Origin of the sequence: Bradyrhizobium sp. sBnM-33, from assembly GCF_032917945.1 — a bacterium.
Lineage (GTDB): Bacteria > Pseudomonadota > Alphaproteobacteria > Rhizobiales > Xanthobacteraceae > Bradyrhizobium.
Window position 1 is genome coordinate 5,220,870 of the sequence record NZ_CP136624.1, and the last position, 14,533, is coordinate 5,235,402.

Consider the following 14,533-nt stretch of genomic DNA (forward strand, 5'->3'; position numbering starts at 1 on the left):
GGAGAATCGGGGCAGTAGCCTTAAAGGTAGAATCCCATGGCGCGGTACATATTCATCACCGGCGGCGTGGTTTCTTCGCTCGGAAAGGGTCTGGCTTCGGCGGCACTCGGTGCCCTGCTGCAGGCTCGCGGGTACAAGGTCCGTCTCCGCAAACTCGACCCCTATCTCAACCTCGATCCCGGAACCATGTCGCCGTATCAGCACGGCGAAGTGTTCGTAACCGATGACGGCGCCGAGACCGATCTCGATCTCGGCCATTACGAACGTTTCACCGGGCGTCCAGCGACCAAAGCCGACAACATCACCACCGGGCGCATTTACCAGGACATCATCACCAAGGAACGCCGCGGCGATTATCTCGGCGCGACCATCCAGGTCGTTCCGCACGTCACCAACGCGATCAAGGAATTCGTTCTCTCCGGCAATGACGAGTACGACTTCGTGCTGGTGGAGATCGGTGGCACCGTCGGCGACATCGAGGGCTTGCCGTTCTTCGAGGCGATCCGTCAGCTGAAGAACGAGTTGCCGCGCGATCACGCGGTCTACATTCATTTGACGTTGCTGCCTTACATTCCCAGCGCGGGTGAGCTGAAGACGAAACCAACCCAGCATTCCGTGAAGGAATTGCGCTCGATCGGCATCCAGCCGGATATCCTGCTCTGCCGTACCGATCGCGAAATCCCGAAGGAAGAGCGGCGCAAGCTCGGCCTGTTCTGCAACGTGCGCGAAAGCGCCGTCATCGAGGCGAGGGACGTCGATAACATCTACGCCGTGCCCGAGGCCTATCACGCCGCCGGCCTCGACGACGAGGTCTTGGCCGCGTTCGGCATCACGCCAAAAATTCCCCCGGCGCTGCAAAGCTGGAACGTCATCAACGAGCGCGTGCGTAACCCGGAAGGCGCCGTGACGATTGCCATTGTCGGCAAGTACACGGGCATGAAGGACGCCTACAAATCGCTGATCGAGGCGCTCTCCCATGGCGGCATCGCCAATAAGGTGAAGGTCAATCTCGACTGGATCGAGAGCGAGGTATTCGAGAACGAAGACCCGACGCCGTTCCTCGAGCACGTCAACGGCATCCTGGTGCCCGGTGGCTTCGGCCACCGCGGTGCCGAGGGCAAGATCCGGGCGGCGCAATTCGCGCGCGAGCGCGACGTTCCTTATTTCGGCATTTGCTTCGGAATGCAGATGGCCGTGATTGAAGCCGCCCGCAATCTCGTCGGCATCGAGGAAGCCAACTCCACCGAGTTCGGGCCGACGCCCGAGCCTTTGGTCGGCCTGATGACGGAATGGCTGCGCGGCAACGAGTTGGAGAAGCGCTCGCAGTCGGGCGACCTCGGCGGCACCATGCGGCTCGGCGCTTACCCCGCGACGCTGAAGCGCGGCAGCCGCGTCTCGGCCGTCTATGGCGGCGCGACCGAGATTTCCGAACGCCACCGCCACCGCTACGAGGTCAACACGGCGTACAAAGACCGCCTCGAACAGCACGGGCTGCGTTTCTCAGGCCTTTCGCCCGACGGCGTGTTGCCGGAGATCGTCGAATACGAGGACCATCCCTGGTTCATCGGCGTGCAATTCCACCCCGAACTGAAATCGCGGCCGTTTGAGCCGCATCCTCTGTTTGCGTCATTCATTCAGGCCGCCGTGGTGCAGAGCCGGTTGGTGTAGGCCTGCAGCGGAATTGTAGGGTGGGCAAAGCGACTTGTCCGCCGTAGCTCGAAGAGCGAAGGCGGAAGCGTGCCACCATCTCGCGGCGCATATTGGCTAGAATGGTGGGCACGGCGCTTCGCGCCTTTCCCCACCCTGCACCTTTGACGAACGTGCCAATTGTTGCGACAAACTCCTGCCGTGACCTGCAAGAACAATAACCTTGGGAGCAAAGCCGATGATCATGGAAATGCGCGTCTATCGCTGTCTGCCGGGCCGCCTGCCGGCGCTGATGAAGCGCTTCGAAACGCTGACGCTGAAACTGTGGGACAAGCACGGTATCAAGCAGGCCGGCTTCTACACCACGCTGATCGGCACCTCCAATCAGGAACTGACCTATTTCATCGCGTGGGACTCGCTCGCCGAGCGCGAGAAGAAATGGACGGCGTTTCAGAGCGATCCGGATTGGATCGCCGGCCGCGCTAAAAGCGAAGAAGACGGCCAGATCATCGACAACATCGTCAGCCAGTTGCTGGTGCCGACGGCGTTCTCCGCGGTAAAATAGCTCGCGGCGCAACCCTGATATTCAGGGGCTAAACGGGTTGATCCCTGAGCAATTTCTGTCAAGAAAATGCTCAGCTTTTTGAATTGCGCGTATTCTGGTCGCAAAACCGGTGCCCACTTTTGCGGAATACGCGCGTGTCGCGGACCGGCATGGTCCGCGCCGGACGTGAGGAAAATCCCTTGAACGCGAAACCCGAAGCAGCTCCGGTCGTCTCGGTCGGTCCGGTCAAATTCGGCAATGATCTGCCGATTTCAATCATTGCCGGGCCGTGCCAACTCGAAAGCCGTGCGCACGCGCTCGAAGTGGCGGCTGCGCTGAAAGAAATCGCAGGCCGGCTCGGCATAGGCCTCGTCTACAAGACCTCCTTCGACAAGGCCAATCGAACCTCGGGCTCGGCCGCGCGCGGAATTGGCTTGGCGCAGGCGCTGCCGGTTTTCGCGGAGATTCGTTCCTCGCTCGGTCTTCCCGTGCTCACCGACGTGCATGAGGCGGCGCAATGCGCCGAGGCGGCGCAGGCGGTGGACGTGCTGCAGATCCCGGCCTTCCTGTGTCGGCAGACCGATCTGCTGCTTGCGGCGGCCGCAACCGGCAAGGTCGTCAACGTCAAGAAAGGTCAGTTCCTCGCGCCGTGGGAAATGACCAACGTCGTCACCAAAATCACCGGCTGCGGTAATCCGAACGTGCTTGTCACTGAACGCGGTGCGTCGTTCGGTTACAACACGCTGGTGTCGGACATGCGTGCGCTGCCGATCATGGCGCAAACGACGGGGGCGCCCGTCATTTTCGACGCCACCCATTCGGTGCAGCAGCCGGGCGGCAAGGGTACCTCATCGGGCGGACAGCGCGAATTCGTTCCCGTGCTGGCGCGCGCCGCGGTCGCCGTCGGCGTCGCCGGCGTGTTCATCGAGACCCATCCCGATCCCGATCATGCGCCGTCGGACGGGCCCAATATGGTCCCGCTACGCGAGTTCGAAGCCTTGGTGAAGCGGCTGATGGATTTTGACGCGCTGGCCAAGAACGCCTCGTCGTGACCGCCGCCAGCGGCATGCCGCCGGCACTCAACATCATTGCGCTCGCGACCTTTTCGGCAAGCCTGTCCGCCCGCGCGCTCGATCCGGTATTGCCGCATGTTGCCGAGGAATTCTCCGTCAGCATCGCGACCGCCGCGAGCTTTGCCGCCGTCTTCGCCTTCACCTTTGCGATCATCCAGCCGGTGCTCGGTGCGATGGCCGACATGTTCGGCAAGGCGCGCCTGATGATCGTCTGCCTGGTGCTGCTCGGCTTCGCCCACATCCTCGGCTCACTATCGACCTCGTTCGGCGTGCTGTTCGCCTCGCGGATTCTCGCCGGCATCGGCTCCGGCGGCGTATTCCCGGTCGCGCTCAGCCTCACCAGCGATCTCGTCGGTCCCGACAAGCGCCAGATCGCGATCGGCCGCACGCTGGCCGGCGCCATGGCCGGCAATATCCTGGGGGCATCGGCGGCGGGCCTGATCGGCGACCTTCTCGGCTGGCGCGGCGTGCTCGCCGTGCTCGGGGGATTGGTGGTGCTATCGTCAGTCGCGGTGGCGGCCGGATTCCGCGACGCTGCGTTGACGCGTCCGCAGCGGACCAGCTTTGCGCAGCTCCGCGGAGGTTATCGCACCATCTTCAGCAATCCGAACGCCCGCATCTGCTATGGAGCAGTGTTCATCGAAGGCTGCTGCGTGCTTGGGCTGTTTCCCTTCATCGCGGCGTTCCTGTTCGAACTCGGCGAAACCTCGCTGTCGGTTGCGGGTATTGTCATCGCCGGCTTCGCGGTCGGCGGGCTGTTCTACACCATGACGGTGTCGCGCTTTCTGCCGAAGCTCGGCGTCAAGGGCATGATGATCGCCGGTGCGACGATCGTCGGGCTGCAACTCACCGCGGTCGCGATGGGACCCGAATGGAAGCTGCAAACCCTCAGCCTGATCTTCATGGGCTGGGGTTTTTACATGATCCACGGCTGCATCCAGGTGTTCGCCAGCGAACTATCGGCGGAAGCGCGCGCGACCGCGCTGGCGCTCCATTCGTTCTTCTTCTTTCTCGGCCAGACCGTCGGCCCGATCGCCTATGGCTTCGGCATCCAGCACGCCGGCAAGGTACCGACGCTGCTCACCGCAGCGGCCGTGATGATCGCGCTCGGCTTTATCTGCGCGAAGCTGCTGCGCCAGACGCCGCCGGCGGATGCGGCGGCGAAGCAGCTCGGGTCTAAAACAATCCGATGATGTGTTCGATGAGATAGACCGCCGTGACATAGCCGAGGGTGCCGATGGCCAACAGCGCAACCGACAGCCACACCCATAAGGGTGTCGTTTCCTTCGTCATCGGGATGCTCATGCGGTAGCGCGCCGCGTCCTTGGCAGCGCTGGTTTCCCCCGGCCCGGCGACAATGCTGCAATTCAGGCTCGATTTGTGAGGAAATGCCGGCTCGCGTCAGGATGACACACATCTGGTGCGTGCGGCCGCGTGCGGAAGTCCAGCTCAGGTGGCCGTCGATGGCACGGAGGTTGCTTCGTTCCTTGCCATTTAAGGTGATGATGTGGACGCCCAGATTACCCATTCGCCCAAAAGCAATTTGGCGGCCAGACAAAGCGGTTATGCCAATGAGCCGCCGCTTCAGCGCTTTCTGACCGGCTGCTACGAGCAATTCAAATCGGACCATTCCGGCGCGGTCGCCGATTACATCCCCGAACTGAAGCGCGCCAACCCGGCGCATTTCGGCGTCGGTCTCGTGACCATTGACGGCCATGTCTATGAGGTCGGCGACAGCGCCGTGCCCTTCACCATCCAATCGGTCTCCAAAGCCTTCGTGTTTGCGCTGGCGCTCGAGCTGGTGGGCGAGGAACGCGTGGCGGCAGCGATCGGTGTGGAGCCGAGCGGTGAGGCGTTCAATTCGATCCGGCTGACCAACGACAACCGGCCGTTCAACCCGATGGTCAACGCCGGCGCGATCGCCTGTTCCGGATTGATCCATCAGGTCGACGGCGCTCACGCCTTCGAGCGCATCCGCGCCAAGCTCAGCCAGTTCGCCGGGCGCGAGCTCGACGTCGACGATGCGGTTCACGCCTCGGAAGCGCTGACCGGCAACCGCAATCGTGCGATCGCCTGGTTGTTGCGGAATTATCTGGTGCTTCAGGACGACGTCGATGCCGTGCTGGACACCTATTTCCGGCAATGCGCCATCCTGGTCACGGCGCGCGACCTCGCAGTCATGGCGGCAACGCTGGCCAATCGCGGCGTCAATCCCGTGACCGGCGCTTTCGTCATTTCGCCCAACATCGTGGCCCGCACGCTCTCGGTCATGACCAGTTCGGGGATGTACGACTATGCCGGCGAATGGATCTACCGCGTCGGCATCCCCGCCAAGAGCGGGGTCGGGTGCGGCATTGTCGCGGCGCTTCCGTCGCAATTGGGCCTCGGCACGTTCTCGCCGAACCTCGACAGCCACGGCAATAGCGTGCGCGGCTTGAAAGTATGCGAAGCGTTGTCGTCGCGATTCGACCTGCACATGCTCAACCGCAGCGCCGACGTCCGCACCTGCATTATCGCCGACTACGACGTCTTCGGCATCTCGTCGCGCCGCAGCCGGCAACCGCATGAGCAGCAAATCCTCGACGAGCGCCACAGCGATATCAGGGTGATCGAGCTGGTCGGCGCGCTAAATTTCGCGACGATCGACCACGTGACGCGGCGGCTCGCCGGCGAACCGCCGAACGCGCCGCTGTTGATCCTCGACTTTCGCCGGGTGCCGGACCTGACCGCGGCGGGCGCGCAGTTGCTCGGCGAGAATCTCACCATGCTCGGCAATGCCGGCGTCACCGCGATCCTGACCGGGCTGGAGGCGACATCGCCGGTGTGGACGGAGGTGCGCGCACGGACCGCCGATCCGCAGCGGCTACGGCGCTTCGGGTTGCTTGATGAAGCCATCGAATGGGCCGAGGATCAGGTCATCTATCGCTATGGCGGCTTCACTTCGCTGAAGGAAACCAGCCATCTCGGCGAGCAGGCGCTGCTGGCCGATCTGGCGCCGGAAGAGATTGCCGCGCTGGCCGACCTCTCGACCGCGCGGCGCTATGAGGCCGGCCAGCGCATCATCAGCGCCGGCGAGCCCGCCAATTCGCTGTTCTTCCTGCAAAGCGGAATGGTGAGCGTGAAGCTGCCCAGCGGCATGCGGCTGGCCTCGCTCGGGCCCGGCATGGAATTCGGCGAGATGGCGACCATCGAGAAGCTCCGCAGCGCCGACGTCTGGGCCGATACGGCCGTGAAATGCCTCGAGCTGCCGCTCGACAGTTTCGCCGATTATCGCCGGCTCCACCCGCAGATCGCCCTGAAGATCATGCGCAATCTGTCGGCTCTGCTAGGGCGGCGCCTGATCCTTGCGAATGCCAAGGTCGATCTGCTCAGCGCTTATTGAGCGCGACAGAAGGCAGGGATTGCGCCTGCTGGTTTGCTTCGGCAAGGGACAGCTGCTTCGGCGCGCTCGGTGAAGCAGCGCTTGTACGCGTCCTCGCCCTTCTGGCGCAGGTCTCCCAACCTATCATAGGCCTTGCGGTCGATTTTTCCGGAGCGGAAATCGTCGTCGGCTTGTTCGGCCTCCTTGTCGTAACCGGTCCAGATGTCGAGGCAGGCCGCGATTTCGACCTTGGGATCGACCTTAAAATGTAAGAAAACGGGACTCGCTCGCGCCATATCATTCGGAGCGGCTGTATGCTTGGGAGTCTGTGATAAAGATTGCCGGTGGACGGCCGAAGCAAGTGCAGTTGTTGACTTTGTTTTTGTACTGGTACCAGCGATGATTGTCCGAGAACGTTTTCGCGGTCTTTTCCAGAAGTACCTGCTCGTACTGTTTATGGCCGTCGCGATTCCGCTCGCGATCAACGGTATTGTCGAAGCTTGGTTCGGCTATCGCGACCAGCGAGCAAGGCTTGATCAGTTGCTTGGCGTTCAAGCAGCATCTGCCGCAGCCGAAATTCATGACTTCATTTACGGTATCACAAACCAGCTCGGCTGGTTGGTCCAAGTTCCCTGGAGCGACGAGCCCGACGAGCGGCGGCGGACCGAAGCGTTGCGCTTGTTTCGGCAGGCGCCTGCGATCGTCAGTCTCGCACTCCTCGACAACAGGGGCCTGGAGCGCCTCTATGTTTCACGGATCGGACTCAATCGAATTGAAAGCCGCACAGACCGATCTGCTGATCCCGCGGTAATTGGCGCCCGCTCGGCACAAGTCTGGTTCAGCGACGTAAGCTACCATCGAGGCTCCGAACCACACCTGACGGTTGCGGTTGTTGGTAATCGACCATCGGTCGGCGTAGTTATCGCGGAAGTCAATCTCAAGCTGATTTGGGATGTGATTTCAGCGATAAAGGTGGGAAAGACCGGCTTCGCCTTCGTTTTGGACCGACCGGGTCGGCTCATTGCTCATCCCGACATCAGCCTCGTCCTCCGTGGGGCGGAAGAAGCAACCTCCAAGCCGTTCCGCACCATACGCGACGCAATCGGGCCCGCGGGGGCCGGCTTCGCGACAAGCCGAGATGTCCACGGCCATGAGGTTGCCGCCGTCGCGGCTCCCGTTGCGGGTCCCGATTGGACTGTAGTCGTCGAACAGCCGTTAGCTGAAGCCTACGCACCGATCTATGCAGTCTTGTGGCGAACCGTAGCGCTCCTCGCGGCGGGCACAATGTTCGCCGCGTTGCTTGCCTACGCACTGGCGCACCGGATGACCGAACCAATAAGAGTTCTTGAGGAAGGGACTGAGAGGATCGGGGCTGGGTCTTTCGACCACCGCATTTCCATTGAAACCGGCGACGAGTTTCAGCGTCTTGCAAACAGCTTTAACAACATGGCTGCCGAGTTGGCGCTCGCGCAGGAGCACCAGGAACGAATAGCGAAGCTCAAGCGATTCCTCGCACCGCAGGTGGCCGACCTTGTCGATCGAGCGGGCGACGACAGTGTATTGGACGGGCGCCACGCAGAAGTCGTCGTTATATTTTGCGACTTGCGAGGCTTCACCGCATTTTCCGCAGCACTTGCGCCAGAGGAAGTCATGAGCGTGTTGTCAGAGTACTATGAGGTCCTTGGCAGAGCTATTACGCAATTTGCGGCGACACTCATCAGTTTCTCGGGAGATGGCCTTATGGTTCTCGTGAACGCACCCGTACCCGTTGAAGAACCGGCATTAAGGGCTGTCGATCTGGCTGTTGAGATGCAGAAGAGCGTGCAAGGACTAATCGCCGGCTGGCGATCGCGAGGCTACCAGGTTGGATTCGGGATTGGTCTTGCCAGTGGGGCGGCAACAGTTGGACGGATCGGGTACGCGGACCGGTTCGATTACACCGCCATCGGCAATGTGGTAAATCTCGCGGCCCGCCTATGCGCATCTGCCGCAGATCGGGAAATCCTGATAGACGCCGAAGTCGCCGAATGCGTTAGGGGCAAGCGGTCTCTAGTGGAACTTGGAGACCGCCAAATCAAGGGATTTGACGAGGCTATTCCGGTATTCGGAATTTCCTTCGATACACCATAGCCGATGGCAAACTGCGGCGGCTCGGGGAAATCCGTTCGCGACTAAGTCAGCGTCGCGGGATATGCTGGGATCAGCGGCCGACGGACAGCCGATTGGTGAAGGTATGAAGAGCGCCAAGTTTAATACAAGAGTGTCCCGCAGACGCGTCAGTCGGCGAGACTTTCTTTCGTTGATGGCGGGCGCCGCCACTTGGACAACCTCGCTACATGCGCAAAAACTGGCGATGCCGGTCATTGGCTATCTTTGCGCGGAATCTCCGGAGCTATTTGCCAGTCGGCTCAAAGCTTTTCACCAAGGACTTGGCGAAGCCGGCTTTGTCGAAGGCCGTAATGTCGCCATCCACTATCAGTGGGCCGAAGGGCAATACGCACGATTGCCTGCCTTGGCTGCCAACTTGGTCGCCCGCAACGTCGACGTCGTCGTCGCGCCCGGCGGGGCGCCGGTTGCGCTCGCCGCGAAAGCCGCCGCCGCGAATAATGCAATCGTCTTTGAGATGGGTGGCGACCCCGTTCAGTTAGGTGTCGTGGACAGCTTGCCGCGGCCGGGCGGCAATATCACGGGGGTTTCGAGCTTGAGCGTCGACGTGTCGCCGAAGCGGCTTGAGTTGATGCATGAACTACTGCCGACCGCAGCTAAATTGGCGGTGGTCGCCAACCCCACAAGTCCAACCGCCAATTCACAATTGCAGAAGCTGCGCTCGGCCGCCGAAACCCTGGGAGTGCATCTGCAGGTGTTGAACGCAAGTGCTGAAAAGGAGTTCGAACCTATTTTCTCCACCATAGCTCAGGAAGCGGGTGGGCTCGTCTTTACCTCGGACCCCTATTTCGCATTTCGTAGTAGACAGCTGGCCGAGCTCGCCATGAAATATCGCGTGCCCGCAATTACCCAATCCCGAGACTTCCCTACCGCAGGCGGCTTGATGAGCTATGGGGGAGACTTTGCGCAATCGCATCGGCGCGCGGGCATGTATGTCGGGCGGATCCTCAAAGGCGAGAAGCCCTCTGATCTTCCGGTCCAGCTTGTCACCAAGGTGGAGTTCATCATCAACATGAGAGCCGCCAAGTTACTTGGACGCGAGTTTTCGCCTTCACTCGTCAGCGGCGCTGATGAGGTAATTGAGTAAGAGATCTATTCGGCCGCTTCGCGGACTGCCAACGAGTTCTCGCAGTCGGCCTTCCATCCACGCAAATTCTGATGGGACGGCTGGTGCCGAGCGGCTCGTAGGATCCCTTCTGATTAGCGCTCATCCCCGCCCGCGATAGGGCGCGACGTCCTGGTCGGGCACCCATACATCCTTCGGCAATTTGCCGGTCTGCCAGAACACGTCGATCGGGATGCCGCCGCGCGGATACCAGTAGCCGCCAATGCGAAGCCACTTCGGTTTGATTTCGGCCGCAATGCGCTTGCCGATCATCACGGTGCAATCCTCATGGAAGGCGCCGTGGTTGCGGAAACTCGCGACATAGAGTTTCAGCGATTTGGATTCCAGCAGCCATTGCCCCGGTACATAGTCGATCACGAGATGCGCAAAATCCGGCTGGCCCGTTACCGGGCAGATCGAGGTGAATTCCGGTGCGGTGAAGCGAACCAGATAATTGGCGCCCGTTTGCGGATTGGGCACGCGGTCGAGTTGCGCCTTTTCAGGGCTGTCCGGCCATTCCACGGCGCGGCCGAGCTGCAATGATTTCTGTGATGATTTGTTCAATGATTTCTTGGCCATTATGAGCGTCCTTTGCGAGCGCTGACATGGCCGCAACAGCGCCGTGTCGTCAACCCGTCAGGACTTCCGTTCCCGGAACGGACGTCCTTCCAGTGATTTTTGACTCGCTTCTTTCACGCGAACCGGTGTCCTCCCCCGGCTCAAGTCCGAGGGCACGCTTTGCTCGAAAACGCCAATAGTCTGGTTGGCGGCGTGGCGGAAGCTCAATGCTCGGCAACTGCCAAGCCCGAACCAATGAGTTCAAAAGGAATTCGAGAGTCAAACAATGCCCGATCATGCATATTGGCGTTGATGCGGTCTAAAATAGGATAAAATAGCCAATGCACTAGCGACTTGAGGATACGATAAGCATCATGGGCCTCTCAATTTCTTCCTCCAAATCCGGATTTTCTCTGATTTGCTCCAACGATGGCGCGAACTCTTCAACGGCCTTGATTGTGAATCCAGCGCGGATCAGTGCATTGAGCGTCGTGCCGATGGTCCTGTGATACTTTACCACTCCCTTCACAAACCAGTCTGTCTGGCGCTCACCTTCGATGGCGTAGCGATTCACCGGCCAGGTCTTGCGGCCGTCCTCATCCTCCATCCAGTGCGGATGAGTGGCGGCCATAAAGATTGGGTGCTCGATAGTGAAAACGAACTCGGCGCCAGGCACGAGTGACCGGTGAACCATGGAAACGAGCCGGTCGAAATCGCGGATATAGTGTAACGTCAAGACACTATAGGCGAGATCGAAGGCTGCCTCAGGTAAACTAAATGTTTCGAGATCCGCAATTCGATACGTGATTGCGGCATCGCTCGTATCGGCTTTTGCACGCGAGATCATATTCTCTGACAAGTCCAGCCCGAGAACCGATATTGCACCTCGTTCGCGCATCCAGCGCGAAGCCCAGCCGAAGCCGCAGCCAAGGTCGACGACCCGCTTGCCAGCGATGCTAGGAAGCAGAGCACGTATCGCCGGCCATTCGGGAGCGCCGTGGAGGCCCTTAACTTGCCTGGGAAGCTGGCTATAGCCAAAGAAGAAGTCCGGATTATCGTAGATATTCTGTGCCATATGTACTCCATCGAGCGTGATCAGATCAGGCACAGGCTGTATTATCTCCGGCGAGAACACGCCTGCGAAGATCGACCGAAAGAGATGTCGCCGTGCCCGCCGGCCTCCTTCGCCAGCACGCAGCTTGAATTAGAACCGGCCTGATTTGGGACCCAAACGACTCAATCTCGTCGGGACCGGCTCAGCGCGAGGAGGGGTCCTCGAGAAACCGCACTAGCGCCTGCCGCTCGGCCGAGTCCTCGATCCCGCGCATCGACATCCATAATCCCGGAAACATTGCGGCGGGATCGGCGAGGAAGGTGTCCAGGCGCGTTGCGTCCCAGCGCAATCCCTCGTCGCGGGCCTTGCGCAGCACCGGCGAGTAATCGAAATCGGTATCGCCCGCCACTATGCGGCCGATCAGCCCAGAAAGGTTGGGACCAGGCAGGCTGCGCTCGGCGCGATCGAGGCTGTGGCAGGCGCGGCAGGGTGCAAACGCCCGCGCGCCGTCTTCTTCCGCAAGGGCGGGAGCGGGCAGGGAAAGCAACAACAGCAACAGGACGGCGAATAACTTCACGCGACCGTCTGTATCACGACCAGGCGGTCATTGCCGGACTCGCCGCCCCAGGTTTCGCCGGGCCGGCCGTCGAGCTGGCGCACATTCGCGCCCGGTTTATCGCTGGGGAATGCGTTGAATTTCTCCGTCACTGGATCGAAGCGCACGATCGCGTTGGCACCGAAGTCGGTGAGCCAGACCTTGTCCTTGTCGTCGACATAAACCGCATAGGCCCGCGGGTTGCTGCCCGGCAATTTCCACGCTTTCCAGGAGCCATCGGCGGGATTGTGCACCGATACTTGGCCGCTGTTCCATTCGCTGACCCAGATCCGCCCCTTCGAATCCGACCATACGCGCCGCGCACCCTGGTTCGGCGTCGGCGGCTCGACCACAGTCGCGTTGCCGGTGGTCGGATCAATCTTGGCGATGTGGCTGCCGGCCAGCGAGGCGTACCAGACGTCGCCCTTCGGCGTGACGGTCATGCCGTAGGTGCCGCGGCCGCGCGGCGATTTGAACACCGTCATATCGCCCGATTTCGGATCGAGCCGGCCGTAGATGCCGGACTGGCCGGTGAACCAATAGATGCCGCTCTTGTCGAAAACGCCGGTGTTGAGGTTGGCGTATGCCTCCTTTTCAGGCAGGCGGAACAGCGTCACCTTGTGATCGCCGGGATCGACGCGCGCGATCGCGTTCTGTCCGCCCTCGGTGATCCATGGCGCGCCGTCCGGCCCAATGATAACGCCATGGGGCGCAGCGCCCTTGCCGAGATCGACCAGCTTGTAGGAGCCGTCGCGTGGATCGAGACGCCCGAGCGTGCCGTTGCGCTGCCCGCAGAACCAGATCGTGCCATCGGGGGCAGGCGTCGTGTCGCGCGAACCCATGCCTGACTTGACCGGATAATATTTGACGCGGAACGGACCTTCCTGGGCGCTCGCATGGCGCAGGAGCGCGGGCGCGGCAAGGAATCCGGCAGCGGCGGTTCCAAGAAACTGGCGGCGATTCATTGCGTTACCTCGGCTTGTGAACGTGAAGGTTTGGACGCCGATAACAACCCTCGAGCAGTTTACCCTGACCGGGCGGTGCCGTCCGGAAACGGCCATTCCTCAAGCGTTCACATTTGCTTGCTCCCCGTGTAAGACCGCCCCCGAAACCGGACCACCCATTCCCAGGAAAGTTTAAGACATGACCGCCATCGTCGACATCATTGGCCGTGAAATTCTCGATAGCCGGGGCAATCCCACCGTTGAAGTCGATGTGGTGCTGGAAGACGGCTCGATCGGCCGGGCGGCTGTTCCCTCCGGTGCGTCCACCGGCGCCCATGAGGCGGTCGAGCTACGGGACGGCGACAAGCAACGCTATCTCGGCAAGGGCGTGCAGAAGGCGGTGGAAGCCGTCAACGGCGAGATCTTCGAGGCACTGAGCGATCAGGCCGTCGAGGACCAGGTCCACATCGACCAGATCATGATCGATCTCGACGGCACGCCGAACAAGAGCCGGCTCGGTGCCAACGCCATCCTCGGCGTTTCGCTGGCCTGCGCCAAGGCGGCGGCCGAATCCTTCGACATGCCGCTCTATCGTTACGTCGGCGGCACCTCGGCGCGGACGCTGCCGGTGCCGATGATGAACATCATCAATGGCGGCGCGCATGCCGACAACCCGATCGACTTTCAGGAGTTCATGATCCTTCCCGTGGGCGCCGCGAGCTTCGCCGAGGCGCTGCGCTGCGGTTCGGAAATCTTCCACACGCTGCGCAGCGAACTGAAGAAGGCCGGCCATAACACCAATGTCGGCGACGAGGGCGGTTTTGCGCCGAACCTGCCGTCGGCGGATGCAGCGCTCGAGTTCGTGGTGAGCGCGATCGGCAAGGCCGGCTACAAGGCGGGCGAGGATGTGATGCTCGGCCTCGACTGCGCGGCCACCGAGTTCTTCAAGGACGGCAATTACGTCTACAGCGGCGAGAACAAGACCCGCTCGCGTTCCGAGCAGGCAAAATATCTCGCCGATCTCGTCTCGCGTTATCCGATCGTCACCATCGAGGACGGCATGTCAGAGGATGACATGGACGGCTGGAAGGAATTGACCGACCTGATCGGCAAGAAGTGCCAGCTCGTCGGCGACGACCTGTTCGTCACCAATGTCACCCGTCTTGCCGACGGCATCAAGAACGGCCGCGCCAATTCGATCCTGATCAAGGTCAACCAGATCGGCACGCTGACGGAGACCCTCGCCGCCGTCGAGCTGGCCCACAAATACGGTTACACTTCCGTGATGTCGCACCGTTCCGGCGAGACGGAAGATTCCACCATCGCCGATCTCGCAGTCGCCACCAATTGCGGCCAGATCAAAACCGGATCATTGGCGCGCTCCGACCGCACCGCCAAGTACAACCAGCTCCTGCGTATCGAGCAGCAACTCGGCAATCAGGCGAAATATGCCGGCAAATCGGCGCTGAAGGCCTTGGCTTAAGGC

General features: G+C 61.2%; 13 protein-coding genes. 8 read left to right on the top strand and 5 right to left on the bottom strand.

The window, feature by feature from the left end:
• Positions 1-36 precede the first annotated feature (36 nt).
• The 5 genes from RX328_RS24380 (at position 37) to glsA (ending at position 6,646) form a co-directional block, all read left to right on the top strand.
• Positions 37-1,668, top strand: coding sequence for a CTP synthase (locus RX328_RS24380; RefSeq protein ID WP_213250230.1), 1,632 nt, complete (start codon positions 37-39; stop codon positions 1,666-1,668).
• A 217-nt stretch (positions 1,669-1,885) separates the two neighbouring features.
• Complete coding sequence (locus tag RX328_RS24385; protein ID WP_213250228.1) at positions 1,886-2,212, top strand: NIPSNAP family protein; 327 nt, start codon at positions 1,886-1,888, stop codon at positions 2,210-2,212.
• Between the two features lie 149 nt (positions 2,213-2,361).
• Positions 2,362-3,243 carry a 3-deoxy-8-phosphooctulonate synthase gene (gene kdsA / locus RX328_RS24390; RefSeq protein ID WP_409410771.1) on the top strand — a complete coding sequence of 294 codons (882 nt, stop codon included), beginning with the start codon at positions 2,362-2,364 and terminating at the stop codon, positions 3,241-3,243.
• Positions 3,244-3,257: 14 nt separating this feature from the next.
• Positions 3,258-4,457 (top strand): MFS transporter, encoded by a 1,200-nt coding sequence (locus RX328_RS24395; protein WP_213250538.1) that lies wholly within the window; start codon positions 3,258-3,260, stop codon positions 4,455-4,457.
• A gap of 326 nt (positions 4,458-4,783) precedes the next feature.
• Positions 4,784-6,646, top strand: a complete 1,863-nt coding sequence (gene glsA / locus RX328_RS24400; RefSeq protein ID WP_312017985.1) for a glutaminase A — start codon at positions 4,784-4,786, stop codon at positions 6,644-6,646.
• Here the strand turns inward: glsA and RX328_RS24405 are convergent.
• On the bottom strand, positions 6,640-6,921 hold the full coding sequence (locus RX328_RS24405; protein ID WP_213250220.1) for a hypothetical protein: 282 nt from the start codon (positions 6,919-6,921) through the stop codon (positions 6,640-6,642). The two genes, glsA and RX328_RS24405, sit on opposite strands and share 7 nt — an antisense overlap.
• 103 nt (positions 6,922-7,024) lie before the next feature.
• Between RX328_RS24405 and RX328_RS24410 the strand changes: the two genes are divergently transcribed.
• Positions 7,025-8,755 (top strand): adenylate/guanylate cyclase domain-containing protein, encoded by a 1,731-nt coding sequence (locus RX328_RS24410; RefSeq protein ID WP_213250536.1) that lies wholly within the window; start codon positions 7,025-7,027, stop codon positions 8,753-8,755.
• 172 nt (positions 8,756-8,927) lie between these two features.
• Positions 8,928-9,878, top strand: coding sequence for an ABC transporter substrate-binding protein (locus RX328_RS24415; protein ID WP_213250534.1), 951 nt, complete (start codon positions 8,928-8,930; stop codon positions 9,876-9,878).
• A gap of 120 nt (positions 9,879-9,998) precedes the next feature.
• Here RX328_RS24415 and queF read toward each other — a convergent pair whose 3' ends face one another.
• The 4 genes from queF to RX328_RS24435 all read right to left on the bottom strand — a co-directional run bounded on the left by queF (position 9,999) and on the right by RX328_RS24435 (position 13,068).
• Entirely contained in the window at positions 9,999-10,475 is a 477-nt protein-coding gene (queF, locus tag RX328_RS24420; RefSeq protein WP_213250218.1) for a preQ(1) synthase, read from the bottom strand.
• Between the two features lie 325 nt (positions 10,476-10,800).
• Positions 10,801-11,529, bottom strand: coding sequence for a class I SAM-dependent methyltransferase (locus RX328_RS24425; RefSeq protein WP_213250532.1), 729 nt, complete (start codon positions 11,527-11,529; stop codon positions 10,801-10,803).
• 181 nt (positions 11,530-11,710) lie between these two features.
• The gene (locus RX328_RS24430) at positions 11,711-12,085 is read right to left on the bottom strand and encodes a c-type cytochrome (protein ID WP_213250216.1); all 375 of its coding nucleotides are present in this window, start codon (positions 12,083-12,085) and stop codon (positions 11,711-11,713) included.
• Positions 12,082-13,068 carry a lyase gene (locus RX328_RS24435; RefSeq protein ID WP_213250214.1) on the bottom strand — a complete coding sequence of 329 codons (987 nt, stop codon included), beginning with the start codon at positions 13,066-13,068 and terminating at the stop codon, positions 12,082-12,084. The genes RX328_RS24430 and RX328_RS24435 overlap by 4 nt, the downstream gene beginning before the upstream one ends.
• 178 nt (positions 13,069-13,246) lie before the next feature.
• On the opposite strand from RX328_RS24435, the gene eno reads away from it, so the two are divergent.
• Positions 13,247-14,530: a phosphopyruvate hydratase gene (gene eno, locus RX328_RS24440; protein ID WP_213250212.1), complete on the top strand. Its 1,284-nt coding sequence runs from the start codon at positions 13,247-13,249 to the stop codon at positions 14,528-14,530.
• Positions 14,531-14,533: the final 3 nt, after the last annotated feature.

Bases quoted from the DNA above. Each gene is read 5' to 3' on its own strand.
- RX328_RS24380 (WP_213250230.1), top strand. From the start codon at position 37: ATGGCGCGGTACATATTCATCACCGGCGGCGTGGTTTCTTCGCTCGGA.
- RX328_RS24385 (WP_213250228.1), top strand. From the start codon at position 1,886: ATGATCATGGAAATGCGCGTCTATCGCTGTCTGCCGGGCCGCCTGCCG.
- kdsA (WP_409410771.1), top strand. From the start codon at position 2,362: ATGGTCCGCGCCGGACGTGAGGAAAATCCCTTGAACGCGAAACCCGAA.
- RX328_RS24395 (WP_213250538.1), top strand. From the start codon at position 3,258: ATGCCGCCGGCACTCAACATCATTGCGCTCGCGACCTTTTCGGCAAGC.
- RX328_RS24405 (WP_213250220.1), bottom strand. From the start codon at position 6,921: ATGGCGCGAGCGAGTCCCGTTTTCTTACATTTTAAGGTCGATCCCAAG.
- RX328_RS24410 (WP_213250536.1), top strand. From the start codon at position 7,025: ATGATTGTCCGAGAACGTTTTCGCGGTCTTTTCCAGAAGTACCTGCTC.
- RX328_RS24415 (WP_213250534.1), top strand. From the start codon at position 8,928: ATGGCGGGCGCCGCCACTTGGACAACCTCGCTACATGCGCAAAAACTG.
- queF (WP_213250218.1), bottom strand. From the start codon at position 10,475: ATGGCCAAGAAATCATTGAACAAATCATCACAGAAATCATTGCAGCTC.
- RX328_RS24425 (WP_213250532.1), bottom strand. From the start codon at position 11,529: ATGGCACAGAATATCTACGATAATCCGGACTTCTTCTTTGGCTATAGC.
- RX328_RS24435 (WP_213250214.1), bottom strand. From the start codon at position 13,068: ATGAATCGCCGCCAGTTTCTTGGAACCGCCGCTGCCGGATTCCTTGCC.
- eno (WP_213250212.1), top strand. From the start codon at position 13,247: ATGACCGCCATCGTCGACATCATTGGCCGTGAAATTCTCGATAGCCGG.